The sequence below is a fragment of the Kitasatospora sp. NPDC036993 genome (assembly GCF_055607525.1).
Map to the genome: position 1 here is coordinate 1 of NZ_JBVJRP010000009.1, position 25,523 is coordinate 25,523.

The 25,523-nt window shown below is 72.8% G+C and carries 14 protein-coding genes; 6 read left to right on the forward strand and 8 right to left on the reverse strand.

Going from position 1 to position 25,523, the window contains the following annotated elements; genetic code table 11:
• Together ACZ7C5_RS19910 and pulA are read right to left on the reverse strand one after the other, a co-directional pair.
• On the reverse strand, positions 1–2,042 hold a 2,042-nt coding region (locus ACZ7C5_RS19910), incomplete at its 3' end, for a M4 family metallopeptidase (RefSeq protein WP_470323121.1).
• A 631-nt stretch (positions 2,043–2,673) separates the two neighbouring features.
• Positions 2,674–8,193 carry a pullulanase-type alpha-1,6-glucosidase gene (gene pulA / locus ACZ7C5_RS19915; RefSeq protein ID WP_470323122.1) on the reverse strand — a complete coding sequence of 1,840 codons (5,520 nt, stop codon included), beginning with the start codon at positions 8,191–8,193 and terminating at the stop codon, positions 2,674–2,676.
• Between the two features lie 317 nt (positions 8,194–8,510).
• Between pulA and ACZ7C5_RS19920 the strand changes: the two genes are divergently transcribed.
• Complete coding sequence (locus tag ACZ7C5_RS19920) at positions 8,511–9,479, forward strand: phosphatase PAP2 family protein (RefSeq protein WP_401078698.1); 969 nt, start codon at positions 8,511–8,513, stop codon at positions 9,477–9,479.
• A gap of 55 nt (positions 9,480–9,534) precedes the next feature.
• Here ACZ7C5_RS19920 and ACZ7C5_RS19925 read toward each other — a convergent pair whose 3' ends face one another.
• Positions 9,535–12,561 carry a bifunctional [glutamine synthetase] adenylyltransferase/[glutamine synthetase]-adenylyl-L-tyrosine phosphorylase gene (locus ACZ7C5_RS19925; protein WP_401078696.1) on the reverse strand — a complete coding sequence of 1,009 codons (3,027 nt, stop codon included), beginning with the start codon at positions 12,559–12,561 and terminating at the stop codon, positions 9,535–9,537.
• 185 nt (positions 12,562–12,746) lie between these two features.
• Here ACZ7C5_RS19925 and ACZ7C5_RS19930 point away from each other — a divergent pair, with 185 nt between their 5' ends.
• Positions 12,747–13,940, forward strand: coding sequence for an acyltransferase family protein (locus ACZ7C5_RS19930; protein WP_470323123.1), 1,194 nt, complete (start codon positions 12,747–12,749; stop codon positions 13,938–13,940).
• Here ACZ7C5_RS19930 and ACZ7C5_RS19935 read toward each other — a convergent pair.
• Complete coding sequence (locus ACZ7C5_RS19935; protein WP_401078690.1) at positions 13,907–15,151, reverse strand: hypothetical protein; 1,245 nt, start codon at positions 15,149–15,151, stop codon at positions 13,907–13,909. The two genes, ACZ7C5_RS19930 and ACZ7C5_RS19935, sit on opposite strands and share 34 nt — an antisense overlap.
• Before the next feature lie 180 nt (positions 15,152–15,331).
• Positions 15,332–16,693 carry a type I glutamate--ammonia ligase gene (gene glnA, locus ACZ7C5_RS19940; RefSeq protein ID WP_188296447.1) on the reverse strand — a complete coding sequence of 454 codons (1,362 nt, stop codon included), beginning with the start codon at positions 16,691–16,693 and terminating at the stop codon, positions 15,332–15,334.
• A gap of 190 nt (positions 16,694–16,883) precedes the next feature.
• Here glnA and ACZ7C5_RS19945 point away from each other — a divergent pair, with 190 nt between their 5' ends.
• The gene (locus ACZ7C5_RS19945; protein ID WP_401078686.1) at positions 16,884–18,638 is read left to right on the forward strand and encodes an NAD+ synthase; all 1,755 of its coding nucleotides are present in this window, start codon (positions 16,884–16,886) and stop codon (positions 18,636–18,638) included.
• Between the two features lie 12 nt (positions 18,639–18,650).
• On the opposite strand, the gene ACZ7C5_RS19950 is transcribed toward ACZ7C5_RS19945, so the two are convergent.
• The 3 genes from ACZ7C5_RS19950 to ACZ7C5_RS19960 form a co-directional block, all read right to left on the reverse strand.
• Positions 18,651–19,700, reverse strand: coding sequence for an endonuclease/exonuclease/phosphatase family protein (locus ACZ7C5_RS19950; protein WP_401078684.1), 1,050 nt, complete (start codon positions 19,698–19,700; stop codon positions 18,651–18,653).
• A gap of 193 nt (positions 19,701–19,893) precedes the next feature.
• Entirely contained in the window at positions 19,894–20,526 is a 633-nt protein-coding gene (locus ACZ7C5_RS19955; RefSeq protein ID WP_401078681.1) for a TetR/AcrR family transcriptional regulator, read from the reverse strand.
• A gap of 185 nt (positions 20,527–20,711) precedes the next feature.
• Entirely contained in the window at positions 20,712–22,319 is a 1,608-nt protein-coding gene (locus tag ACZ7C5_RS19960) for a DHA2 family efflux MFS transporter permease subunit (protein WP_401078678.1), read from the reverse strand.
• Between the two features lie 302 nt (positions 22,320–22,621).
• Between ACZ7C5_RS19960 and panB the strand changes: the two genes are divergently transcribed.
• From panB to ACZ7C5_RS19975, 3 genes are all read left to right on the forward strand, one after another.
• Entirely contained in the window at positions 22,622–23,491 is an 870-nt protein-coding gene (gene panB, locus ACZ7C5_RS19965) for a 3-methyl-2-oxobutanoate hydroxymethyltransferase (protein ID WP_401078675.1), read from the forward strand.
• 174 nt (positions 23,492–23,665) lie between these two features.
• Positions 23,666–24,688, forward strand: a complete 1,023-nt coding sequence (locus ACZ7C5_RS19970) for an ATP-binding cassette domain-containing protein (RefSeq protein ID WP_401078672.1) — start codon at positions 23,666–23,668, stop codon at positions 24,686–24,688.
• A complete protein-coding gene (locus ACZ7C5_RS19975) occupies positions 24,685–25,500 on the forward strand; it encodes an ABC transporter permease (protein ID WP_401078669.1) in 816 nt (271 codons plus the stop codon). Before ACZ7C5_RS19970 ends, ACZ7C5_RS19975 begins: the two co-directional genes overlap by 4 nt.
• Positions 25,501–25,523: the final 23 nt, after the last annotated feature.

Sequence of the window (25,523 nt, forward strand, 5' to 3'; positions counted from 1 at the left end):
GAGTCCGAGTGCGTGGAACCGTAGCCGTTCAGCCACGCCTTCCACGAACCACCGTGCGCCGCCTGCGAGGTGCTGTTGTCCACCACACCGCTGGAGGCCGTCCACGGCGAGGCCGTGCCCGACTCGAAGCCCGCGTTGCCCAGCAGCTGCGCCGGCGTGCAGCCGCCGCCACCGGTCGAGACGGTCCAGGTGAAGCTGGTCGTCCCGGTCTTGCCGGCCGAGTCCTTCGCCGTGACGGTCACGTTGTAGGTGCCCGCGGTGCTCGCGGTCCCGGTGATCACGCCGGTGGAGGCGTTGATCGACAGGCCGGTGGGCAGCCCGGTGGCCGTGTAGGACAGCGGGGCGGTGCCACCGGAGGCCTTGATCGACAGGTTGACCGCGCCGCCGACGGCGGTGGACTGGTTGCCCGGGTTGGTGACGGTGACGCCGCCCGGGTTGGGCGCGGTGCCGACGTTGACACCCGCCCAGGCGGTGCCGACGGCGGCCAGCTCGGCGCTGCCGGCGCCGTACAGGTCGGTGGCCGCCTTCTCCGTCGCGGTGCGCGCCGCGGCGTAGTTGGTGTTGGAGGTCATGTAGGTGGTCAGCGCGCGGTACCAGATCGCCGCCGCCTTGTCCCGGCCGATGCCGGTGACCGCGATGTTGCCCTGGGTCGGCGAGTCGTAGCTGACGCCGTTGATCACCTTCGCGCCGCTGCCCTCGGACAGCAGGTAGAAGAAGTGGTTGGCGACGCCGGACGAGTAGTGGACGTCCTTGTTGCCGACGGTGGAGGACCAGTAGTCGGCCGAGGCCCCGTCCTTGGACGGCTTGTCCATGTAGCGCAACGGGGTGCCGTTCCCGTTGATGTCGATCAACTCGCCGATCAGGTAGTCGGGGTTGTCGGTCGGGATGTTGGCGGAGAACTCGACCATGGTGCCGAAGATGTCCGAGGTGGCCTCGTTGAGGCCGCCGGACTCACCGGAGTAGGTCAGGTTGGCGGTGGCCGAGGTGACGCCGTGGCTCATCTCGTGGCCCGCGACGTCCAGTTCGGTGAGCGGCGCGGTGTTGTTGGAGCCGTCGCCGTACGTCATGCAGAAGCAGGAGTCGTCCCAGAACGCGTTCACGTAGTTGTTGCCGTAGTGGACGCGGCTGTAAGCGCCGACCCCGTCGTTGCGGATTCCGCTGCGGCCGAAGGTGTTCTTGTAGTAGTCCCAGGTGGCCGCGACGCCGAAGTGGGCGTCGACCGCGGCGGACTCGCCGTTGCTGACGGTGCCGTCGCCCCAGGTGTCGGTGGACTTGCTGTACAGCGTCCCGGCGCCCGAGGTCCCGTGGTTCAGGTTGGTGGTGTACATCCCACCGCGGGCGCCGTCCTTCATCTGGTACGTCGACCCGGACTGGGTGGTGCCGATGGTGACGTTGCCGACGAAGACGCCCTTGCCGGAGCCGGTCTCGATGCCGTCCCACTGCTGGATGACCTGGCCGCTGGTGGCGTCGGTGACGACGTGCATCTTGCTCGGGGTGCCGTCGGCCTTGGTGGAGGCGACGACGGTCTCCCAGGCGAGCCGGGGGCTGTTGTCCGAGGCCCAGACCACCAGGCGCGGCGCGGTCTCGACCGCGGTGCCCTGCTCGGCGGCGAGCGCGGCCGACTGGGCGGCCGGCGCGGCCAGCTTCGGCGTGGTGCCGACGCCGCTCAGCGAGGCGGTGCTGGCCCGGTCGACGCTCTTGGTCGCGCCGGTGGGCGCCTGGTGCACCACCAGGTCCCCGCCCAGGACGGGCAGTCCGTTGAGGGTGCGCTCGTACCGCAGGTGGCGGGTGCCGTCCGCGTCCTGGATGACGTCCTTGGTGACCAGCTTCTCCTCGCCGCTCAGGCCCAGGCTCTGGGCGAGGGAGGCGGTCTGCTGGTTCGCCGCGGAGATCAGCTGGGCGCGGTTCGCCTGCTGGGCCGCGACGGCGGCCGGCGCGTCCGGCGTGGCCGCCTGGGCGATGACCGGTATGCCGGTCACCAGCAGCGCGGTGGAGGCGGCCATGACAACCGCCGCCTTCCGGGTGTGAGCGTAACGGGACATGCGGACTCCTTTTCCGACCGGCGCTGGGTCGCGCACGGTGGAGAGAAACCTGGGCCGCTGGATTGCGGCGCAGTGGGGGCCCCCGCCGGGTACGACGGGAGTGCGGATGCGGTGCTCACAACTCGTTCGCAGGGTCGGGACGCGCTGCACCTGAACTGGACCGGCCGCACCGGGGGGTGGGGTCCCCTCGTCTACAGCCGGGGGAATCGTGGCAGCAAACCAGCCGTTGATGACAGATGCATGCCATGGATTGGCCGATTCATTACCGAAACCGTATGGAGGACTGTTCGTCAGTTGTGTTACCCCACGGCAAACTCGTGAACACGGTTTTCATGCCCCGGGTGAAGTTCGATCACCACCGGAGGTCGGTGACCAGCACTCAGGGCCGGTGTCGGCACCGGCGGGTGGCCGACAGCGCCCGGCAGGCCCGGCACATCACAGTTCCGGCCGTGCCACTGACGCTTTCCGGCCATTGTCCGGCCGGAACGGAACCGACCCCGGCCGGACCGCGACCGGGCCCCGTACCGACTGAACAGTGGTACGGAGCCCGGGAGTTGTCAGGGTGTACGAATCAGTACCGGACGCATCGGCGCCGGAGGATTCGGCGCCGGACGAGTCGGTACCGGACGAATCAGTGCTGGACGAACACCGCCACGGTGCGGCCCGGCACGGTGAAGGTCCCGGTCCCGGCGTCGAAGCCGGACCGCTGCACCACCCGGTCCGCCCCGCCCGCCTGGACGGGGTGCAGCGCCTGGCCGGTGCCCTTCAGCGCCGGGACGGTCTGCGCCTGCGCCGTGGGCGTGGCGTTGAACACCACCGTGACGCCCTTCTCCGCCCCCGCCAGCCCGGTGCCGTCCAGGTGCAGGGTGATCACCCCCGGCGTCTCACCGGCGGTGCCGGAGAGCGGGTAGGAGAGCCGCTGCTGGACGGCGTCCAGGGTGGGCAGCGAGAACAGCGGGGAGGACCGCTTGATCCGCAGGAACTCCCGGTACTGCGCCGAGGCCGCGCCGATGTCGGCCGCGCCGACGGTCAGCCGAGGGTCCGCCAGCAGGGCCGCGGCGGCCGGCCACTGCGACCGGTTGTCCTTCGCCGTCGGCAGGCCGCGCCCCCAGCCGTTGCCGGCCGAGGCGTCCCAGTGGATCGCGTTGAACCAGTCCCCCGAGTCGTAGGAGTTGGAGTCCAGCGACTTGGAGCGCAGCAGGTCGCTGCCGGCCTGGGCGAAGCCCGCGCCCTGGGTGAGCACGGTCAGCGAGAGCCCGAGCGCCTGCATCCGGGCCCGGTCGGCGGGCGCGGTGCCGGTCGGCAGCTTGTAGGCGAGCGCGTCGAAGAGGTCGGTGTTGTCGTGGGCGTCCACGTACTCCACCGCCTCACCGGGCTTGGCGGCGTACCCGGTCGGGGCGCCGTTGTAGTCGACCCCGGCGCCGGTGACGGGCTTCCCCGAGCTGTCGGTGAAGGCGTAGCCGGCCAGGTTGCCGGTCAGCCCGACCTTCACCTGGTCCATCCGGTGCAGCAGCCCGGCCTTCTGCTCCTCCGGGGTGCCGTTCGCGGCCGAGCCGTTCGGGTCGGTGTACAGGCCCGAGGCGAAGCCCTGCTGCGGGGCGGAGTCCAGCATGAAGTTGCCGCCGCGGGCGGCGTCCCTGATCCGGTCGTCGAAGGTGGCGATGCCGGTGCCGGCCATGTTCTGCTGGGTGGCCTGCTCGAAGCGGGCGTTGTCGGCGACCGCGCCGAAGTTCCAGCCCTCGCCGTAGAGGAGGACGTTCTTCCCGTCCACGCCGTCCGAGTCCGGCGTCATCCTCCGCAGCGCGGCCTGGACGTCCAGCATGGTGGACTTCGGGTCCAGGCCCATCAGGTCGAAGCGGAAGCCGTCCACCTTGTACTCGCGGGCCCACAGCGTCACCGAGTCGACCACCAGCCGGTTCATCATGGCGTGCTCGGGCGCGGTGTCGGCGCAGCAACTGTCCGTCGTCACCTTGCCGTTGGCGTCCAGCCGCTGGTAGTAGCCGGGGACGACCTCGTCCAGCACCGAGTGCTCGGCCTGGCCGGCGGCCGCGGTGTGGTTGTAGACCACGTCCAGCACCACCCGCAGCCCGGCCGCGTGCATCGCCTGCACCATCTGCCGGAACTGCACGGTCCGCGCCGTTCCTGCGGGGTCGGTGGCGTAGGAGCCCTCCGGCACGTTGTAGTGCAGCGGGTCGTAGCCCCAGTTGTACGCGTCGTCGGCGGCCACCGCCGCCACGCACTCCTGCTGCGCCGGGCCGTCCTTCGGGAGGGACTTGAGGTCGCAGGCGGGCAGCTTCCGGTCCGCCGGGTTCTCCCGGATGGTGGCGATGTCGAAGGTCGGCAGCAGGTGCACGGTGGTCACCCCGGCCTCGGCCAGCTCCCTGAGGTGCCGCATGCCCGCCGAGTCCGACTCGGTGAACGCCAGGTAGGTGCCGCGCTCGGCGGCCGGGACGGTCGGGTCCTCGACCGAGAAGTCCCGGACGTGCAGTTCCTGGATCTGCTGCTGCGCGGGCGGGACGGCCTTCGGGCGGGCGTGGTCGTCCCAGCCCTCCGGCTTGAGCTCCCCGGCGTCGAGGTCCGCGACCAGGCTCCGCCGGGAGTCGGTGGACAGCGCCACCGAGTACGGGTCGGTGACGGTGTTGACCACCGACTGCTGCGTCGAGGGCGCCCAGACCTTCACCTGGTACAGGTAGTACCTGCCGTCCAACTCGCGCTTGTCGCGGACGACTTCCCACACTCCGGTCTCGTCGTCGCGCTTCAGCGGCAGCGTCCTGGGGGTGCCCCCGGTGGCGCTGTCGAAGACCTGGACGGAGACCTCCTGCGCGGTCGGCGCCCACAGCGAGAGCGCCACCTTGCCGTGGTAGTAGGCCGGCCCGAAGTCCACCTTGGCGGTCCGCCCGGCGTACAGGTCGTCCAGCACGCCCGGGATCTGCACCCCGGTGGCGGCCAGGACGGCGCCGCTGGGCAGGTGTTCGGTGAACAGCAGCTGGCCGCGCAGCGCGGCCGGCACCCGGGCGGCGTCCCTGGCGTCCACGGTGAAGGCCCGGTAGCCCGCCAGGTGCGGGTACTTCGCCTTCTGGGCGTCGGTCAGCCCGCCCCTGGCCGGGGTGAGCCGCAGCCACTTGCCGGGCTTGGTCAGCGCGCCCCTGTCTGCCCGGATGCCGCCCTCGGGGTCGTACACCAGCTGGGCGCTGGTGCCGCCGGCCAGGGCGTCGTCGCCCGCGCCGTAGTTCGCCGGGACGACGACGGTCCTCGCGTCGATCCACTGGGCCCTGGCACCGGTGAGGTCCACCTGCGCGGAGGCGGCCGGGCTCTGCGGCAGCAGGTAGCCCTCCCGGCCGCCGAGGATCCAGACCTCCTTGCCGGTAACGGCGAGGTCCAGCGACTGGTCGGTGGGCAGGTCCTTGTCGTTGCCCTTGTGCAGGATGTAGCTGAGGCTGGTCGCGCCGGGGGCCAGCGGCACCTCGAAGACGGCGCCGAAGGCGTCGCGGCGCGCCGGCGTCAGCGGCTTGCCCCAGTCGGTCGGGGTGGCCGCGCCGGTCCAGTCGTGCAGGCCCCAGCCGTCGTAGTCGCCGTCGGCACGGTTGTAGTGGATGACGGCGGTGTCCGCGGGCTGGGTGTCGGGCGGGCCGGGGTTCGTGGTGCGCACCGCCGGGTCGCCCTGCCCGAGCCACACCTCGCCGGTGCTGCCGGCGTCGAGGTGCCGGTCGGCGTCCACGTCCTTGACGCCGTCCTTCTCCACGACGAAGCCGACGTCCGAGGCGCCGGGCCTGAGCCGCACGTACGCGAAGGCGCCGTACGCGTCCCGCCCGGTGAAGCCGTGCCCGGCCGGCCACGGGGTGGTCTCGCCGTCGGCGAGGTCGCCCCAGGCGTAGAGGTTCCAGCCGTCGTAGTCGCCGTCCGGCCGGTTGTAGTGGACGACGGCGTACGGGCGGGAACCGGCGGTGGGTGCCGGCTTCGGCGCGGGGGTGCCGGTGGTGAAGCTCGCGGTGGCGGAGCGCAGCCGGCCGCCGGAGTCCTGCACGACGGCCTTGTAGCGCACCACCGTGCCGGGGGCGACGGCGCCGAGGTCCTGGGTGACCAGGTACTTCCCGGTGTCGGCGGTGCCCAGGGTCTGCCAGGGCCCGTTGCCGATCCGGGCGGCGAAGCTCACCCGGTTGAAGCCGCCGTCCGTCCTGGCACCGACCGTGACCAGGCCGGTCGCGCCGTCCGCCGGCGGCTGCACCGAGAGCTGCGGTGCGGCGTTCGCGGCCGCGAGCCTGCCGCCGGCCTTGAACACCACGGAGGACAGCGCCGGCACGGTGACCGTCACCCTGCGGTCGGCGCCGCTGGTGAGCCGCTCTCCGGCAGCCGGGAAGATCCGGTCGAAGCCCATCCCCGCCGAGAAGGTGTCCAGCGTGACGGTCTTCGGCTCGGTGGCGTTGTTGACCGCCGCCAGGTACTCGACCTGCTGCCCCGCGTCGATCCGGGAGAAGGCGTACACGCCGGCGCCGTCGGCGGCGTACCGCTCGATCTGGGCGCCGTCGGCCAGGGCCGGGTTGTCCCGGCGCAGCCTGGCCAGCCCGGCGATGCCCTGGTAGAGCTCGCCGCCCTGCCCGTACCGGTCGGCCGGGCCCGAGGGGCCGCCGAGCACCCGGTCGGCGTTGTACGAGTCGGTCTTCGAGGCGAACAGGTCCTGCCTGGCCTCCTTGTCGCCGCCCGCGCCGGTGAAGCCCTGCTCGTCGCCGTAGTAGACGACGGGCTGGCCGCGGGTGAGGAACTGGAGCTCGGTGCCGAGCCGGTCCTTCCTCAGCAGGGTCGCCTCGTCGGCGCCCGGGTTGTCGGCGAGCAGGAAGGAGCCGAAGCGGCCCATGTCGTGGTTGCCGAGGAAGGTCGGCAGCTCGTACGCGTCGGTGTCGGCGCCGGTGTAGCGGTAGTCCTGGGCGTAGACGTCGGCGAGGTTGCGCGCCGAGCCGCCCTGCGAGACGTAGGAACGGGCCGCGCCCTGGAACGGGAAGTCCAGGGTGGCCTGGAGCCTGCCCTTGGTGACGTACGGCGAGGTGACCGCCGGGTCGCCGGAGTAGACCTCGCCGAACATGAAGAACTTCTTGTTGCCCTGCTTGGCGGCGAAGTCCTTGAGCGCGGGCGCCCACTGCTGCCAGAACGCCATGTTGACGTGCTTGACGGTGTCGATCCGGAAGCCGTCCACGCCGGCGTCCCTGACCCACTGCTGGTAGACCTTCTCGAAGCCCTTCACCACCTTGGGGTTCTGGGTGTCGAGGTCGTCCAGGCCGCTGAAGTCGCCCTCGGTGGCGGACTCGCCGGCGAAGGTCGAGTCGCCCCGGTTGTGGTAGAGCGCGGGATCGTTGAGCCAGGACGGGGTCTTGGCCCCGGCGTCGGCCGGGCTGCGGAACACCGGGGTGTAGGGGAAGGAGTCCTTGCCGGTCCTCGGCCAGGGGGTGCCCGCGTCGGCGACGGCGGTCTCGTCCACCGGGTTCCCGTCCGCGTCGAGCGTCGGGTAGGCGCCGGCCGAGCGGTAGCCGTACTGCTTCTCGGCGTAGTCGATGACGTCGGCGGTGTGGTTGGTGATGACGTCGAAGAAGACCTTGATGCCGCGGGCGTGCGCCTTGGCGATCAGCTCCTTGAGCTGCTCGTTGGTGCCGAAGTGCGGGTCGACCTGGGTGAAGTCGGTGATCCAGTAGCCGTGGTAGCCGGCCGAGGCCTCGGCCCCGCTGCCCTGCACCGGCTTGTTCCGGAAGATCGGCGCCATCCAGATCGCGGTGGTGCCGAGGTCCTGGACGTAGTCGAGCTTCCGGATCAGTCCGGCCAGGTCGCCGCCGTGGTAGAAGCCCCGGTCGGCGGGGTCGAAGCCGTTCTCCAGCCGCCCGCCCGTGATGCCGCCGGTGTCGTTGGCCCCGTCGCCGTTGGCGAAGCGGTCGGGCAGGACGAAGTAGAACTGCTCGCGGGTGAGGTCGTGCCGCCCCGCGGTGGCCGCGAGGGCGGCGTCCGAGGGCGGGGCCGGCGGGGCGGCGGCGAGGGCCGCGGGGGCGCCCCCGAGGGTGGCGGCGGTCAGTGCGGCGGCCAGCAGCACGGCCGTGCGGCCCGGCGGTCTGCGCCGGCCGGTGGTTCGTCGGGACGTGCTCCGTCGGGGGCGGAGCGGGACATCGGCCACTGAGGGCTCCCTTAGGGGAAGGGGCGATCGATTTCCCAGGAAGCTAGCGGCCTGCAATATGTTTCAGCAAGATGCAGAAATCGTTACGTGCCCGGACGTTCCAGGTGGTGGACCGTCTCCCGGCACCCCGATTACTCCCCCGGAGCGACGGGCGTGACAATGGAACGTATGTCCGCTCCACCGGTACGCACCAAACCTCAGAGCACCCCCTACCCCGGTGGGCGCCGGCCCCTAGCCCTCAAGGGGGACAGCCGGTGAAGAATCCACTTCCAGAGGATGAGCAGACGGCTACGAGTGGTCTGGCAGACTTGGCCCCCATGGGGGAACCGACCGAGATCCAGCGAGCCGGCGCCGGGCGCGCCGACGCGGCCAGCGGTGGCGGTTCCGAAGCGGTGACGGCCGTCCCCGGCCGCCTGCCCGACGGAGCCACCCGCGCCGCGCAGTCCCGTACCGCCGCCCTGCGCGGCCGCATCCACGCGCAGCGCCGGTCGCCGGCCCGGCCGCGGATCTGGTTCGAGCTCGCGCTGATCGGGATCAGCTACTGGATCTACTCGATCGTGCGCAACGCGGTTCCCGAACAGGAAGCGATAGCCCAGAAGCACACGCGCTGGATCTGGGAGCTGGAGCAGCACCTCGGCATCGCCGTCGAGCGCTCGGTCAACCACGCCGTGGACGGCGTCGGCTGGCTCATCACGGGGATGAACTACTACTACGCGACGCTGCACTTCGTCATCACGATCGGCGTGCTGGTCTGGCTCTACCGCCGCCACCCCGGACGCTACGTCGCGGCCCGCACCGTGCTGTTCGTCACCACCGGGATCGCCCTGGTCGGCTTCTACTTCTTCCCGCTGGCCCCGCCCCGGCTGATGACCGACGGCGGCTTCATCGACACCGTGAAGGTCCACGGCACCTGGGGCTCGATGGCCTCCGGCCCCGCCGCGCACGTCTCCAACCAGTACGCGGCGATGCCCTCGATGCACATCGGCTGGTCGATGTGGTGCGGCCTGGCGATCTTCTTCCTGGCCCGCCGGACATGGGTCAGGGCGCTCGGCCTGCTGTACCCGGCCGCCACCCTGGTGGTCATCGTCTCCACCGCCAACCACTTCTGGATGGACGCCGTCGGCGGCGAACTCTGCCTGGCCGTGGGCTTCCTCGCCGCCCGCTGGCTGTACCACGAGTGGGTCTACCGACTGCCCAGGGTGCCCGCCAGGGAGACGGCTGCCGAGCAGCCGGTCACCGTCCCCGAGCAGTGGAGCGAGCCCGCGGTCAGCACCGCGCGCCGCTGACCCGCGAGACCTCGGAGGGGCCCCGGTGGGGCCCCTTCCGCATGTCCGGGGCGGTTCAGCCGATGCCGTAGAACAGCCGGTCCACCACCGCCCTGGCCCGCCGGGTGGTCCGCCGGTAGTCGTCCAGCAGCTCACCGCTGTGCCCGGAGCCGTACCCGAGGTAGCGGGCCACCCCGGCCAGCTCCCTGGCCTCCCCGGGGAAGCTGTCCCCGGGGCGCCCGCGCACCAGCATCACCGCCGCCCGCACCCGGGAGGCCAGCACCCAGGCCGCCTCCAGCACCCCGGCGTCCTCCGGCTCCACCAGCCCGGCCCCGACGGCGGCCACCAGCGCGGCCCTGGTCCTGGTGGTGCGCAGGGCCGGCAGCTCGTGCCCGTGCCGGAGCTGGAGCAGCTGCACCGTCCACTCCACGTCCGCCAGCCCGCCCCGGCCGATCTTGGTGTGGGTGGTCGGGTCGGCCCCGCGCGGCAGCCGCTCGGCCTCGATCCGGGCCTTGATCCGGCGGATCTCCACCAGGTCCCGCTCCGGCACCCCGCCGCCCGGGTAGCGCAGCGGGTCGATCAGCTGCCGGAACCGCAGGCCCAGCTCCTCGTCCCCGGCCACCGGCTCGGCCCGCAGCAGCGCCTGGCTCTCCCAGGTGTGCGACCAGCGCCGGTAGTACGCCGCGTACGAGGCGAGGGTGCGCACCAGCGGGCCGCTGCGCCCCTCCGGCCGCAGGTCGGCGTCGACCAGCAGCGGCGGCTCGGTGGAGGGCGCGCCCAGCTGGGTGCGCAGTTCGTGGCAGACCGCCTGGGCCGCCCTGGCTGCCTCCTCCGCCAGCGAGCCGAGCAGCGGCTCGTGGACGAAGAGCACGTCCGCGTCCGAGCCGTAGCCCAGTTCGTGGCCGCCGAAGCGGCCCATCGCGATCACCGAGATCCGGGTCGGCAGGTCCCCGTGCCCGGCCTCCCACCCGGCGACGCAGGCGCGCAGCGCGCCGCGCAGGGTGGCGGCGTTGAGCGCGGTGAGCGCCTCCCCCGCGGCGTCCAGCGCCTCGGCCGGGTCCTCGCCGAACCGGCCGAGCACGTCCGCGGCGGCGGTGCGGAACAGCTCCCGGCGGCGCACCGACCGGGCGGCCGCCACGGCGGCCGAGGTGGATCCGGCCCGGCCGACGGCGGCCAGCACCTCCCCCTCCAGGGCGGCCCGGCCGCGCGGTTCCAGGCCGTGCGGGTCGCCCAGCATGGCCACCGCCTCGGGCGCGCGCAGCAGCAGGTCGGGGGCGAGCCGGCCGGCCGACAGCACCCGGGCCAGCTGCTCGGCGGCGGCGCTCTCGTCCCGCAGCAGCCGCAGGTACCAGGGGGTGCGGCCGAGCCCGTCGGAGACCTGGCGGAAGTTGAGCAGCCCGGCGTCCGGGTCGGCCGAGTCGGCGAACCAGCCGAGCAGCACCGGCAGCAGGGTGCGCTGGATCGCGGCCTTGCGGCTCACCCCGGAGGCGAGCGCGCTGATGTGCCGCAGCGCGGCGGCCGGGTCCGCGTAGCCGAGCGCCTCCAGCCGGGCCCTGGCCGCGTCCGGGGTCAACCCGGTGGCGCCCGGCGGCAGTTCGGCGACGGCGTCGAGCAGCGGCCGGTAGAACAGCTTCTCGTGCAGCCGCCGGACCTCCATCGCGTGCCGCTTCCACTCGCGGTGCAGCGCGGCCACCGGGTCGGCCCGGGTGTCGTCGTTGATCAGGGCGGCCAGTGAGCGGGCCAGCCGGCGCTGGTCCTCCGCCCCGGTGGGCATCAGGTGGGTGCGGCGCAGCCGGTACAGCTGGATGCGGTGCTCCAGCGAGCGCAGGAAGCGGTACGCGGCGTCCAGCGAGGCGGCGTCGGCCCGGCCCACGTAGCCGCCCCTGGAGAGCGCGGCCAGTGCCTCCAGGGTGTTGCCGCTGCGCAGGGCCGGGTCGGTGCGGCCGTGCACCAGCTGGAGCAGCTGGACGGAGAACTCGACGTCGCGCAGCCCGCCGGGGCCGAGCTTGAGCTGGCGGTCCAGCTCGGTGACCGGGATGGAGTCGATCACCCGGCGGCGCATCTGCTGCACGTCGGCGACGAAGTTCTCCCGGGTGGCGGCCTGCCAGACCATCGGGGCGAGCGCCTCGACGTACGCGGCGCCGAGTTCCGCGTCCCCGGCGACCGGGCGGGCCTTGAGCAGCGCCTGGAACTCCCAGGTCTTGGCCCAGCGCTGGTAGTAGGCGAGGTGGCTGGCCAGGGTGCGCACCAGCGGGCCGTTGCGGCCCTCGGGGCGCAGGTTGGCGTCCACCGGCCAGATGGTGCCCTCGCCGGTGGTGTCCGCGCACAGCCGGGTGAGGGCGGCGGCCAGCCGGGTGGCGGCCCGGATCGCCTCCTGCTCGTCCACGCCCTCGCGCGGCTCGGCGACGAAGACGACGTCCACGTCCGAGACGTAGTTGAGCTCGCGGCCGCCGCACTTGCCCATCCCGATCACCGCGAGCCGGCAGGCCGCGGCGGCCTCCGGGTCCTGTTCGGCGGCGAGGTCCAGGGCGGTCCGGAGGGTGGCGCCGGCCAGGTCGGCGAGTTCGGCGGCGGTCTGCGCGAGGTCGGTGGTGCCGGTGAGGTCGCGGGCGGCGATGGCGAGCAGGCAGCGGCGGTAGGCGACGCGCAGCGCGTCCGCCGGGCCGCGGTCGCCGGTGCGGACGCCCTCGGCGAGGGTCCGACGGAAGTCCTCGGGGCCGGGGTGCATGTCGCGCAGTTCGAAGGTGACCAGCACGTGCCAGTCGTGCGGGTGCCTGGCCAGGTGGTCGCCGAGCGCGGTGGAGACGCCGAGCACGCCGAGCAGCCGGTCGCGCAGCGGCTTGGAGGTGGTGAGGGTGTCGCGCAGGGTGTGCCGGTCGGCCTCGTCCGCGGCCTCCAGCAGCCGGGCCAGGCCGAGCAGCGCGAGGTCGGGGTCGGCGGTGGCGCCGAGCGCGTCCAGCAGCAGGGGATCGTCGCCCAGGCCCTCGAACCCGGGGCCCTCCAACAGCCGCACCGCCCGCGCCGGGTCGCCGAACCCGCGCCGGACCAGCCGGTTCTCCGGCCTGCTGACCCTGCTCCCGGCCCGCTGCTCCTCCACCGCCATCGGCCCCTCCATCCGTCCGCCCCAGCAGGTTACGCGTCCCTACGGCCCGCCGCCGGACGCGACCGCCGGGTGGACGCACCGGTCACGGCGGACGCGGCCGGCGTGACCTCTCCCCCGCCGCGCTCGTTCACCCGGACGCCGCCCCGTCCCCGCCGTCAGCCGTCCCCGCCGCCCCCGGAGCGCCGATGTCCACGACAGGCCCCCACCGCCTGCCCTCGCTCACCGGGCTGCGCTTCTGGGCCGCCCTGCTGGTGGTGCTCTACCACCTCTCCCGCAAGGCCGGCGAGCTGCCGCTGCTCAGCCCCCTGGCCTGGTACGGCCGTTCGGGCGTGACGTTCTTCTTCGTGCTCTCCGGCTTCGTCCTGGCCTGGACGTACGGGGCCTCGCCCGCCCCGGCGGCGGTCTTCGGCCGCCGCCGCTTCGCCCGGATCTGGCCGCTGCACGTGCTGACCACGGCGCTGTCCCTGGGCGCGGACGCCGCGATCGGCGCGGTGCTCCCGGTGGCGGCCGCCCTCTGGTCGCTGGCGCTGGTGCACCCGTGGGCGCTGCCCACCGTGTACGGCGGCAACGCGGCGTCCTGGTCGCTGGGCGCCGAGGCCTGGTTCTACCTGCTGTTCCCGCCGCTGCTGCGGCTGCTGGCCCCGCGCCGACGCGGCTGGCTGCCGCTCGCGGCCCTGTGCGCCGTGCTCGGCCCGCTGCTGTGGGCGGCCGGCCCGCTGCTGCCCGCCGACCCCGCGGTGCGCGGCTGGCTGCTGGACTACCTGCCGCTGACCAGGACCCCGCAGTTCGTCCTCGGCGTGGTCACCGGCCTGGCCGTCCGGCACGGCGTCCTCCCCCGGGCCGGGTTCCCGCGGCCCGGGCTGCTCCCGGCGGCCGCCGCCGTGGTGCTCTGGCACCTGCTGCTGGTCCCCTGGCACGCCGCCGTCCCCGACGCCCTCTGGTACGGCCCGTACAGCGCCTCTCAGCTGGTGCCCGCGCCGCTGTTCGCCGCCCTGCTGGCGGCCGCCGCCCGGCGCGACGCCGCCGGGACCGCGCCCCGGCTGCTGGCGGGCCGGACGGCCGTCCGGCTCGGCGAGTGGTCGTACGCCTGGTACCTGGTGCACGAGATCGGCATCCGCTGCTGGCTGGCCGTCCAGGGGCGCCCGGCGCCGGGGGCCGCGACGCTCGGCGTCTGGCTGCTGCTGGCCGGCGGCTCGCTGGCCGCCGCCGGTGTCCTCCACCGCTGGGTGGAGCGCCCCTGCGAGCGGCTGCTGCGCGGCGCCCCGCGCGGCCGGGACACGGCGGCGCCGCTGCCGCCCCGCGGGGTGCGGGTGGTGCGGCAGCGGCGCCGTGGTGCGACGGGGGATCAGCCCTCGGTGGAGCCGTCCAGGTTGACGTAGGCGTAGAAGACGCCCAGGTCGTAGCCGTCCTTGTCGGTGTCGAAGAGCACCTTGATGTCGGTGTCCCCGTTGCGCAGGAACGGCGAGATGTCCCAGCGGTTGGAGTCGTAGCCGAAGTTGTTGCGGTTGTACGGGGTGCGGATGAACTGGTCGGCCGGGGTCAGCTCCTCGATGGTGGAGTTGAACGCGTCGTTGGAGGCGTGGTTGAGGTCCGAGAAGAGTGCCTGCGGGCCGTTGGTGGACTTGATGGCGAGGGTGTCGCCGGTCCACTTGAGGTCGCCGTCGTAGACCACGAAGCCGAGCTTGCCGGCCACCGGACCGGAGGCGGGGGTCCGCAGCCCGGTGAGGTCGAACTCGCGCGGCGGGCTGTCCGGCAGCTCGACCCGGAAGCCGTCCCACAGGTGGACGTGCCGGTACGGCTTGCACTCGTTCTCGTACGCGACCACGATCGTCCAGCCGCCCCAGCTGTGCGGCTTCACCACCGAGTCCATGTTCGCGACGGTGTAGCTGCCGTTGCCGGCCTGCTTGACCAGGTCGGTGATGTCGGCGGAGGCCTGGTAGCTGCTCTCCACATCGGTGGTGATGTAGCCGATGGAGGGCTGGTCGTTGGCGATGTTGCGGTACTGGGCCTCGCCCGGGACCTTCAGGTACACCTCGTCGATCCGGTCCTCCGGCAGCACGACGTCGTCGATGCCGCGGGTGCCGCCCCAGTACAGCCGGGCGTACTTGACCTGGGAGCCGTCGATCAGGCCCAGGTCGGCGGAGCTGGCGGAGTAGATCGCGTCACCGAGCGGGCCGACCGAGCCCGGGTCGATGTTGATGTACTTCATCTCGTACTTGTTGTTGATCGGCCTGGTGCCGAGGCCCTTGCGGGCGTCCAGGCAGTTCGGCTGCTCCGGGTCGAGCGGCGCCTTGGTCTCGTCACAGGTCATCAGCGAGTTGCTGATCCTGGTGATGGAGCCGTGGAAGTCGCCCTCGAAGCGGGTGGTGAACGGCAGCTGGTTCTCGATGATCGTGGTGGCCCGGTGCTGCGCGCGCTGCGGGTGCTGCGCACCCGCTTCCGCACCGGTGGCCGTGCCCGAACCACGGGCGTCGGCGAGGGTCGGGGCGGCCAGCAGTTGGCCCGCGACGGCGGCGATGGCGGCGCCCGCGACGCAGGCCCGGCGGGCGAGCAGGCGGGCGGCTGCGGCACGGCTGACGGAGGAGTTCATGTGATCCTCTCAGGACGGAACGGACGAGCAGGCCCAATCGGACCACAACGTTCCGTCACGCGACCGTCACATAACGCCACTGTCGACCCGATGCGTCGTCAGATCCACTCCAGAGGACGGCCCGCTGTCCTCCGAGCGGGGGACGGCGGGCCGCTGCCGGTTTGGGCGGGTTTCACCCGCTTACAGCACCTGGAGGTTCTTCCGCAGTTCGAACGGCGTCACCTCGGAGCGGTACTCCTCCCACTCCTTGTGCTTGTTCCTCAGGAAGAAGTCGAAGACGTGCTCGCCGAGGGTCTCGGCGACGAGTTCGCTGCGCTGCATCAGGTCGATGGCCTCGCCCAGGTTCTGCGGCATCGGCTGGATGCCGAGGGCGCGGCGCTCGGAGTCGGACAGCGCCCACACGTCGTCGTCGGCGCCGGGCGGGAGTTCGTAGCCCTCCTCGATGCCCTTCAGGCCGGCCGCGAGGGTGACGGCGTAGGCGAGGTACGGGTTGCAGCCGGTGTCCAGGGAGCGGACCTCGATCCGGGTGGAGCCCTGCTTGCCCGGCTTGTACATCGGCACCCGGATCAGCGCCGAGCGGTTGTTGTGGCCCCAGCAGATGTAGGACGGCGCCTCGCCGCCGGCCCCCGCGGTGCGCTGGGAGCCGCCCCAGATCCGCTTGTAGGAGTTCACCCACTGGTTGGTGACGGCGGCGGTCTCGGCCGCGTGCTTCAGCAGGCCCGCGATGAAGGACCGGCCGACCTTGGACAGCTGGTACTCGGCGCCGGACTCGTGGAAGGCGTTGCGGTCGCCCTCGAACAGCGAGACGTGGGTGTGCATGCCGCTGCCGGGGTGCTCGGAGAAGGGCTTGGGCATGAAGCTCGCGTGCACGCCCTGCTCCAGCGCGACCTCCTTCATGACCAGCCGGAAGGTCATGATGTTGTCGGCGGTGGACAGCGCGTCGGCGTACCGCAGGTCGATCTCCTGCTGGCCGGGGGCGCCCTCGTGGTGCGAGAACTCCACCGAGATGCCCATCGACTCCAGCATGGTGATCGCCTGGCGGCGGAAGTCGTGGCCGACCCCGCGCGGGGTGTGGTCGAAGTAGCCGGACTGGTCGGCGGGGATCGGCGGGGTGCCGTCGCCGGGCAGGTTCTTCAGCAGGAAGAACTCGATCTCCGGGTGGGTGTAGAAGGTGAAGCCCTGCTCGGAGGCCTTCTCCAGGGTGCGCTTGAGCACGAACCTGGGGTCGGCGTAGGACGGCGAGCCGTCCGGCATCAGGATGTCGCAGAACATCCGGGCGGTGCCCGGGGTCTCCGAGCGCCACGGCAGGATCTGGAAGGTCGTCGGATCCGGCTTGGCGATCATGTCGGACTCGTACACCCGGGCGAAGCCCTCGATCGCCGAGCCGTCGAAACCGATGCCCTCCTCGAAGGCCTGTTCCAGCTCGGCCGGTGCCACCGCGACCGACTTCAGGAACCCGAGCACGTCGGTGAACCACAGCCGGACGAACCTGATGTCACGCTCTTCGAGCGTCCGAAGCACGAACTGCTGCTGCTTGCCCATGGGGACAGTCTCACCTCTGCTCTTTACGCTCGTGTTACGCCCCGGCGGTCTTGGAAAGACCTCGTAAAGCGACTGCCCCCCATTCTGGCCGATCCCCGCCCCGCCCGGCAGTGCCGACCCCCGGCGGCCGACCCCCGACGGCCGGGCCCGGCCCAGCACATCGCGTCAGTCGGACGATTAAAATCGGAGCATGCCCACTCTTCGTCTCGCCCTGTGCCAGATCGATCCCTGGGTCGGTGACCTCGCCCGCAACAGCGCCGAGGTGGTGCGCAGGACGGGGCAGGCCGCGGCGGCCGGCGCGCAGCTGGTCGCCTTCCCCGAGATGGCCCTCACCGGCTACCCGGTGGAGGACCTCGCCCTGCGCGGCTCCTTCGTCGAGGCCTCCCGCGGCGCGCTGGTCGAGCTGGCCGGCCGGCTGGCGGCGGACGGGCTGGGCGAGGTGCCGGTGGTGGTCGGCTACCTCGGCCGCTCCGAGCACCCCTCGCCGCGCCTCGACCGCCCGGCCGGCTCTCCGCAGAACTGCGCCGCGGTGCTCCACCGGGGCGAGGTGGCGACCCGCTTCGCCAAGCACCACCTGCCCAACTACGGCGTGTTCGACGAGTTCCGCTGGTTCGTCCCCGGCGACCAGCTGCCGGTGCTGCGGGTGCGCGGGGTGGACGTCGCGCTGGCCGTCTGCGAGGACATCTGGCAGGACGGCGGCCGGGTCACCGCCGCCCGGGAGGCCGGGGCCGGGCTGCTGCTGGTGGTCAACGGCTCCCCGTACGAGCGGAACAAGGACGACCTGCGGCTGGAGCTGGTGCGGCGCCGGGCGGCCGAGGCGGGCTGCGCCCTGGCGTACGTCAACATGGTCGGCGGCCAGGACGAGCTGGTCTTCGACGGCGACTCGGTCGTGGTCGGCGTGGACGGTGAAGTCCTCGCCCGCTCACCGCAGTTCGAGGAGCACCTGCTGGTGCTGGACCTCGACCTGCCGGCCGCCGCGGGCGACGACACCGACGGCCTGCTGCTGAGCGACGGGCTGCACCTGGTCCGCACCGAACTGGGCGGCGGACCGCCGGCCGCGCCCGCCGGGAGGCTCACCGCCGAGGTGGCGCCGCGGCTCTCGGACGAGGCCGAGATCTGGGCCGCGCTGGTCTCCGGCACCCGGGCGTACGTGACCAAGAACGGCTTCCGGTCCGTGCTGATCGGCCTCTCCGGCGGCATCGACTCGGCGCTGGTGGCCGCGATCGCGGTGGACGCGGTCGGCGCGGAGAACGTGCACTGCGTCTCGATGCCCAGCCGCTACTCCTCGCAGCACTCCAGGGACGACGCGGCCGAGCTGGCCCGCCGCACCGGGGTGCGCTTCAGGACCGTCTCCATCGCCCCGATGTTCGACGCGTACCTGGGTGCCACCGAGCTGACCGGCCTGGCCGAGGAGAACCTCCAGTCCCGGCTGCGCGGCACCCTGCTGATGGCGATCTCCAACCAGGAGGGGCACCTGGTGCTCGCGCCCGGCAACAAGAGCGAGCTGGCGGTCGGCTACTCGACCCTCTACGGCGACTCGGTGGGCGCGTACGCGCCGATCAAGGACGTCTACAAGTCGCTGGTCCTCCGGCTGGCCCGCTGGCGCGACGAGGAGGCCGTACGGCGCGGCGAGGTGCCGCCGATCCCGGAGAGCACCCTCACCAAGCCGCCGTCCGCCGAGCTGCGGCCGGACCAGGTGGACACCGACTCGCTGCCCGACTACGGGCTGCTGGACGCGGTGCTGGCCCGCTACGTCGAGGGCGACGAGGGCCGGGACGCGATCGTGGCGGCCGGCTTCGACCCGGCCGTGGTGGACCGGGTGGTCCGGCTGGTCGACACCGCCGAGTACAAGCGGCGCCAGTACCCGCCGGGTCCGAAGGTCTCGGCGAAGAACTTCGGCCGGGACCGCCGCCTGCCGATCACCAACCGCTGGCGGCGCGGGTAGCGCCGGCAGCGGTCAGTACCGGTAGGTGGCGGCCACCGGGAGGTGGTCGCTGCCGTCCCTGGACAGGGTGCGGGAGTCGACCGGGTCCAGCCCGCCCTTGCTCATGATCTGGTCGATCCTGGCCATCGGGAAGGCCGCCGGCCAGCTGAAGCCGAAGCCGTCGCCGGCGGCGCCCTGGGCCGAGCGCATCTGCGAGGTGACCGGCGCCAGGCTGCGGTCGTTCATGGTGCCGTTGAGGTCGCCGAGCAGCAGGACCTTCTTCAGCGGCTCGGCCTGGATCGCGTCGCCGAGCGCCTGGGCGCTGAGGTCCCGCTGGTTGACGGTGAAGCCGCCCTCGGCCTTCAGCCGCACCGAGGGCAGGTGCGCCACGTACACCGCGACCGGGCCCTGCGGGGTGGTGACCTCGGCCCGGAAGGCCCTGGTCCAGCCCATCTTCAGGTCCACCGGGGAGACGTCGCCGATCGGGTACTTCGACCAGAGCCCGACCGTGCCCTCCACGGTGTGGTACGGGTAGGCACCGGCGAGCCCGGTCTCGTACGAGCGCAGCTGCCGGCCGGCCAGCTCCTGGAGGGCGACGATCTGGGCGCCGGAGTCCACCAGGGTGCGGACGGTGCCGGGCACGTCGGTGTTGGCGGCGGCGACGTTGTGGCTGACCACCGTCCAGTCGCCCTTGCCGCCGCTCCGGTCGGCCAGCAGGCCGCCGAACAGGTTGGCCCAGAGCACCGCGGGCAGCAGCAGGGCGATCAGCGCGGTGGCGGAGCGGCGCAGCAGCGCGGGCACCAGCAGCACCGGGACGGCCATGCCCAGCCAGGGCAGGAAGGTCTCCAGCAGGCTGCCGAGGTTGCCGGCCCGGTTGGGCACCTCGGCGTGGAAGCCGAGCAGCGCGGCGGTGAGCACGGCCAGCACGGCGACCACCAGGCCGCGCCGCCAGGTGCTGCTGCCGCGGGCGTCCCTGCCCCAGTGGCGCAGGCCCAGGAAGCCGCCGCGGGGCGCCGCGGGGGCCGGGCCGTCGGAGCCGCCCCCGGGGGCCGCGATCCGCTCGGTCCTGTCCGCCTGCGCCATGCCGTGGCTCCCGTCGCTCGTGCCGCCGGTCCGCCGCGCGGCCCGTGGAAGGTGCGGGCACGTACCGGACCGGTGCCGGTTCGGTCGGTTGCCCGGCTCAGCCTATGCCGGGACAGACGTCGGGCCCGCTGAGCGGGTTCCGGCGCGGCCCGGTTTGGTGAGCCAGGACACGTCAGGACAGATCAGGACACGGTCACCGGGGCGCGATGCCCTCGAGCACGGTGTCGACCAGCCGGCGGGCCAGGTCCGGGTCCTCCAGGTCGGAGTCCTCCGTCAGGAGGCTGCGGTAGAGGACCGGGCCCATCAGCAGGTCGCCGAGCAGCTCCACGTCGAGGTCGTCCCTGATCACGCCCTCGGCCACGGCCTGGCGGATCAGCTGGAGCCCCATCGCCCGGCGCGGTCCGATCACCCGCTCCTGGTAGGCGGCGTGCAGCTCGGGCAGCGCCTGCACCTGACCGAGCGCGGCCCTGAGGACCCAGCGGGTACGCTTGGCCAGTCCGCGCCGGCGGATGTAGTCGACCATCGCGATCAGGCCCTCGCGGGCGCCCTCGCCGGCGGGCTCGGGCAGCGGCTCCTCCAGCCGGCTGACCACGTCGACCAGCAGGGCCTCCTTGTTGGGCCAGCGCCGGTAGATGGTGGCCTTGCCGACGCCGGCGGCGGTGGCGATGCCCTCGATGGTGAGTTCGGACAGCGTGGTGCCGTCGGCCAGCAGGTCCTCCACCGCGGTGACGATGGCCTGCTCGGCGGCCTCGCTGCGCGGCCGGCCTCGGCGTACGACGGCACAGGCCTGCTGCCCGGTGCCGGCGTCCGGGGTGTCGGTCCTCATCCCCGCTGTTCTCCCTCGCTGTCCCTGGGCGCGCGGGCGCCGTGCCGTCTCGGTTGGCGGTCCGCACGCGGGCGGGGGCCCGTCCTGCGGACCGAGGCCCCGCCGTCCCGGGCGCACCCGGGCGGCAGGGCCATTGTCGCTCAGCCGTCCCGCACCGCCGAGCCGTCGTCCGGCCCGGCCGCAGGTCAGGCCTCCGCGGTCGCGGTCTCCCGCTCCTGGCCGCGCTGCCCGGGGGCCTGGCCGGCCGGGCCCCCGGGGGCGGCGGAGCGGCCGGGCAGCAGGAACCAGGCGACGGCGGCACCGATCACCGAGACGCCCACCGACAGCGAGGCCACCACGTGCATCGCGTGGATGAAGGAGTCGTGCGCCGGGGTGATCAGCGCCTGGCCGCCGGGGATCCGGTCGGCGATGGCCAGGGTGGCCTCCAGCGACTCGCCGGCCTTGTCGCGCAGCCCCTCGGGCAGGTGGGTGAGGGTGTCGGACATCCCGTCGCGGTAGACGGTGGAGAGCACCGCGCCGAGCACGGCGACCCCGAGCGAGCCGCCGACCTGGCGGAAGGTGTTGTTGACGGCCGAGCCGGCGCCGGCCTTCTCACGGGGCAGCGAGGCCATGATCGCGACGGTGACCGGCGGCATGACGTGCGCCATGCCGGCGCCCATCACCAGGCCGAGCACGACCAGCACCCAGATCGGCGTGGTGGCGGTCAGCACGACGTAGCCGACGAAGCCGAGCGCGACCAGCAGCATGCCGCCGGCGGCGGTGGCGGCGACGCCGAGCCGGTCGACCACCAGCCGGGCCCGCGGCGCGAACACCAGCTGGGCGGCGGCCAGCGGGAGCATCAGCACGCCGGCCTGGAGGGCGCTGTAGCCGCGCACGCTCTGGATGTAGAAGACGCCGAAGAACGAGACGCCCATCAGCGCGAAGAAGATCACGCCGACCACCACCACGGAGGCGCTGAACACCCGGTTGCGGAACCAGGTGACGTCCAGCGCGGGGAACGCGGTGCGGCGCTCGAACCAGACGAAGGCGACCAGTGCGACCACGCCGACCAGGGTCGGCACCCAGGCCTCGGCCGCGGTGAAGTCGGCCAGCTCGCCGCCCTTGATGATGCCGAAGATCAGCGCGACCAGGCCGATGATCGACAGCAGCACGCCGACCGGGTCCAGCCGGCCCGGGCTGGGGTCCTTGGACTCGGGGACCAGGATCACCATCGCGATCACCGCGACGATCACGATCGGGACGTTGACCAGGAAGACCGAGCCCCACCAGAAGTGCTCGATCAGCAGGCCGCCGGTGATCGGGCCGATCGCGATGGCCAGGCCGACCGCGCCGGCCCAGATGCCTATCGCCTTGGGCTGCTCCTCGCGTTCGAAGACGTTCATGATGATCGCCAGCGTGGCGGGCATCGCGAGCGCGCCGCCGACGCCCATCAGGGCGCGGTAGCCGATGAGTTCACCGGGCGAGGCGGCCATCGCGGACAGCAGCGAGGCGATGCCGAAGACCACCATGCCGGCCAGCAGCGCGCGCTTGCGGCCGAACCGGTCGCCGAGCAGGCCCGAGGTGAACAGCAGCCCGGCGAAGACCAGGGTGTAGGAGTTGATCGACCACTCCAGGTCGCTCTGGGTGGCCCCGAGGCCCACCGGAGCGGGGGTCGCGATGGTCTTCATCGCGACGTTGAGGATCGAGTTGTCGAGGACGACGACGAGCAGGGCGAGCACCAGGGTGCCGAGGATCGCCCAGCGCCGGCGGTGGATGGCTTCCGGCACGCGAGGTGGCGCGGCTGCGGTGGTCATGGGTGTTCCCGTCCGTGGTGGTGTGGCACTGGCGGGCAATTCCGAGCCGCATGCGTCTCGTAACCCCCGGGCATCAGGGTAGCGGCCAATACGATACGAGACGACTCCGTTTCGTAAAGAGGAGGCAAATTCGGGGGCCTCCCGCGCACCCCGGCGCGGGCGCGCCGCGCACCCGGCGGGCCGCGGACCGCCACGGGACGCCGGCACCCCCCTTTGCGCCGGAGCCGGGGCGTGCAAGCATGGAGGGGATCCGGGGACGCCGTACGGCGCCACGAGACGACAACCCTTCAGGAGTCCGTTCGATGAACGCTTCTACGCCTTCGCCTGCCCAGAACCAGGCGTCGACCGCCACCCTCTACGGTGGGGTCACCAACCGCCGCGTCACCGTCCGCGACCTCGCCGCCGCCAAGCAGCGCGACGAGAAGTGGTCGATGCTGACCGCCTACGACGCCCTCACCGCGGGCGTGTTCGACGAGGCCGGCATCCCGGTGCTGCTGGTCGGCGACTCGGCGGGCAACTGCCACCTCGGCTACGAGACCACCGTCCCGGTGACCATGGATCAGATGGTGATGCTCTCCGCCGCCGTCGTCCGCGGCACCAAGCGGGCCATGATCGTCGCCGACCTGCCGTTCGGCTCGTACCAGGAGTCCCCCGCGCAGGCCATGCACAACGCGGCCCGGCTGATGAAGGAGGCCGGGGTCGGCGCGGTCAAGCTGGAGGGCGGGGAGCGCAGCGCCCGCTCGATCGAGCTGCTGGTCGAGGCCGGCGTCCCGGTGATGGCCCACATCGGCCTCACCCCCCAGTCCGTCCACGCCCTCGGCGGCTACCCGGTCCAGGGCCGCGGCGACGAGGCGGCGCACCAGCTGCTGCGCGACGCCAAGGCCGTCCAGCAGGCGGGCGCCTTCTCGGTGGTGCTGGAGGCCGTCCCGGCCGAGCTGGCCGCCCAGGTCACCGAGCAGCTGGCGATCCCGACCGTGGGCATCGGCGGCGGCCCCGGCACCGACGCCCAGGTGCTGGTCTGGACCGACATGGCCGGCATGACGGCCGGCCGGGTGCCCAAGTTCGTCAAGCAGTACGCCGACCTGCGGACCGTCCTCGGCGACGCCGCCAGGGCGTACGCCGAGGACGTCCGCACCGGCGCCTTCCCGGCGGCCGAGCACAGCTTCCGCTGACCGGACCGCCCGGCCCCGCTCCGCCCTCCGGAGCGGGGCCTTCCTCGCACCCGGGCCCGCTCCGGCACAACCCCGGGCCCGCCCCGGAGCCGGTGACAGCGGCGTGACAGCGGGCCGGCAGCGCGCCGCCCCGGGCGACAGGGAGCTGACAGCCGGGGCGGACAGCCTGGGGGCATGACACGCATCGAGACAGCCCCGAACGACCGGGGAACCACCTCCGGGAACGCCGTGGAGGTGCACGGCATCGTCAAGCACTACGGTGCCACCAAGGCCCTCGACGGGGTCGACCTCACCGTGCGGGAGGGCACCGTCCTCGGCGTGCTCGGCCCCAACGGCGCGGGCAAGACCACCCTGGTCCGGATCCTCTCCACCCTCGTCAGGCCGGACGCCGGCACCGCGTACGTCGGCGGCTACGACGTGCTGCGCCAGCCCCGGCAGCTGCGCCGCACGATCGGCCTCACCGGCCAGTACGCCTCCGTGGACGAGCTGCTCTCCGGGTACGAGAACCTCTACCTCATCGGCCGGCTGCTCGACCTCCCCCGCCGGGAGGCCAAGGCCAGGTCCGTCGAGCTGCTGGAGCGCTTCTCGCTCACCGAGGCCGCCGGGCGGATCGCCAAGACCTACTCCGGCGGCATGCGCCGGCGCCTCGACCTGGCCGCCAGCATGATCGGCCGCCCCCGGGTGCTCTACCTGGACGAGCCCACCACCGGCCTGGACCCGCGCACCCGCAACGAGGTCTGGGACGAGGTGCAGCGGATGGTCGCCGAGGGCACCACCGTCCTGCTGACCACCCAGTACATGGAGGAGGCGGAGCAGCTCGCGAACGAGCTGACCGTCATCGACCGCGGCAAGGTGATCGCCAACGGCCCGGTGGCCGCCCTCAGGGCCAGGGTCGGCGGCCAGACCCTCCAGGTCCGCCCGACCCACCCGGCCGAGCTGCCCGAGATGGCCCGCTGCCTGCACGAGAGCGGCATCGCCACCGCCACCGTCTCCACCGACACCGGCCTGCTCGCGGTGCCGATCACCGGCGAGGAGCAGCTGACCGCGGTGATCGGGGTGCTCGGCACCCGCGGCTTCGGCATCGCCGGCATCGACACCAAGGTGCCCAGCCTGGACGAGGTCTTCCTCGCCATCACCGGCAAGCCCGCGACCGCCGCGGCGCCCGCCCCCAGCCTCGCCAAGGAGCCCGTCGCATGACCACCGCCACGCTCGCCCCCGCCGTCCGGGCGGAGGACCCCCGGATCGGCCTGGCCGGCACCCTGCGCCACGTCGGCGCGCTGACCCGGCGCAACCTGATGCGGATCAAGGCCGACCCGGAGTCGATGTTCGACGCCGTGCTGATGCCGATCATCTTCACCGTGCTGTTCGTCTACGTCTTCGGCGGCGCGATGGCCGGCGACCAGGACACCTACAAGCAGTACCTGATCCCCGGCCTGCTCGGGCAGACCGGTCTCACCCTCGCGATGGCCGTCGGCACCGGCCTCAACAGCGACTTCCAGACCGGCGTGATGGACCGCTTCAGGACCCTGCCGATCGGCCGGGCCTCGGTGCTGCTGTCCAAGATCGTCGCCGAGACCCTCCGCGGGCTGCTCTCCTTCGCGATCCTGATCGGCTTCGCGATGTGCATCGGCTTCGAGGTGAGGACCGGCCCGCTGGAGGTGCTGGCCACGATCGGCCTGGCCCTGGTGTTCGGCATGTCGATCGTCTGGATCTCGATGCTGCTGGGCATGGCCCTGCGCAGCGCCCAGGCCGTCCAGGGCGTGGCCATGCTGGTCCTGATGCCGATGCAGTTCGGCAGCTCGATCTTCGCCCGGACCGACACCATGCCGGGCTGGCTTCAGTCCTTCACCAAGGTCAACCCGCTGTCGGCGCTGGCCGACGCCTCCCGCGCCCTGCTCAACGGCGAGGGCGCGGTGGCCCACCCGGTGATGATCGTGCTGATCTGGTCGGCCGCCGTCACCGCGGTCTTCGCCCCGCTGGCGGTGGCCCGCTTCCGCAAGCGGACCTGATCCCCCGGCCACCGTCGGCCCCG

Bases quoted from the DNA above. Each gene is read 5' to 3' on its own strand.
- panB (WP_401078675.1), top strand. From the start codon at position 22,622: ATGAACGCTTCTACGCCTTCGCCTGCCCAGAACCAGGCGTCGACCGCC.
- ACZ7C5_RS19970 (WP_401078672.1), top strand. From the start codon at position 23,666: ATGACACGCATCGAGACAGCCCCGAACGACCGGGGAACCACCTCCGGG.
- ACZ7C5_RS19955 (WP_401078681.1), bottom strand. From the start codon at position 20,526: ATGAGGACCGACACCCCGGACGCCGGCACCGGGCAGCAGGCCTGTGCC.
- ACZ7C5_RS19935 (WP_401078690.1), bottom strand. From the start codon at position 15,151: ATGAACTCCTCCGTCAGCCGTGCCGCAGCCGCCCGCCTGCTCGCCCGC.
- ACZ7C5_RS19975 (WP_401078669.1), top strand. From the start codon at position 24,685: ATGACCACCGCCACGCTCGCCCCCGCCGTCCGGGCGGAGGACCCCCGG.
- ACZ7C5_RS19950 (WP_401078684.1), bottom strand. From the start codon at position 19,700: ATGGCGCAGGCGGACAGGACCGAGCGGATCGCGGCCCCCGGGGGCGGC.
- ACZ7C5_RS19945 (WP_401078686.1), top strand. From the start codon at position 16,884: ATGCCCACTCTTCGTCTCGCCCTGTGCCAGATCGATCCCTGGGTCGGT.
- ACZ7C5_RS19930 (WP_470323123.1), top strand. From the start codon at position 12,747: ATGTCCACGACAGGCCCCCACCGCCTGCCCTCGCTCACCGGGCTGCGC.
- ACZ7C5_RS19920 (WP_401078698.1), top strand. From the start codon at position 8,511: ATGGGGGAACCGACCGAGATCCAGCGAGCCGGCGCCGGGCGCGCCGAC.
- ACZ7C5_RS19925 (WP_401078696.1), bottom strand. From the start codon at position 12,561: ATGGCGGTGGAGGAGCAGCGGGCCGGGAGCAGGGTCAGCAGGCCGGAG.
- glnA (WP_188296447.1), bottom strand. From the start codon at position 16,693: ATGGGCAAGCAGCAGCAGTTCGTGCTTCGGACGCTCGAAGAGCGTGAC.
- ACZ7C5_RS19960 (WP_401078678.1), bottom strand. From the start codon at position 22,319: ATGACCACCGCAGCCGCGCCACCTCGCGTGCCGGAAGCCATCCACCGC.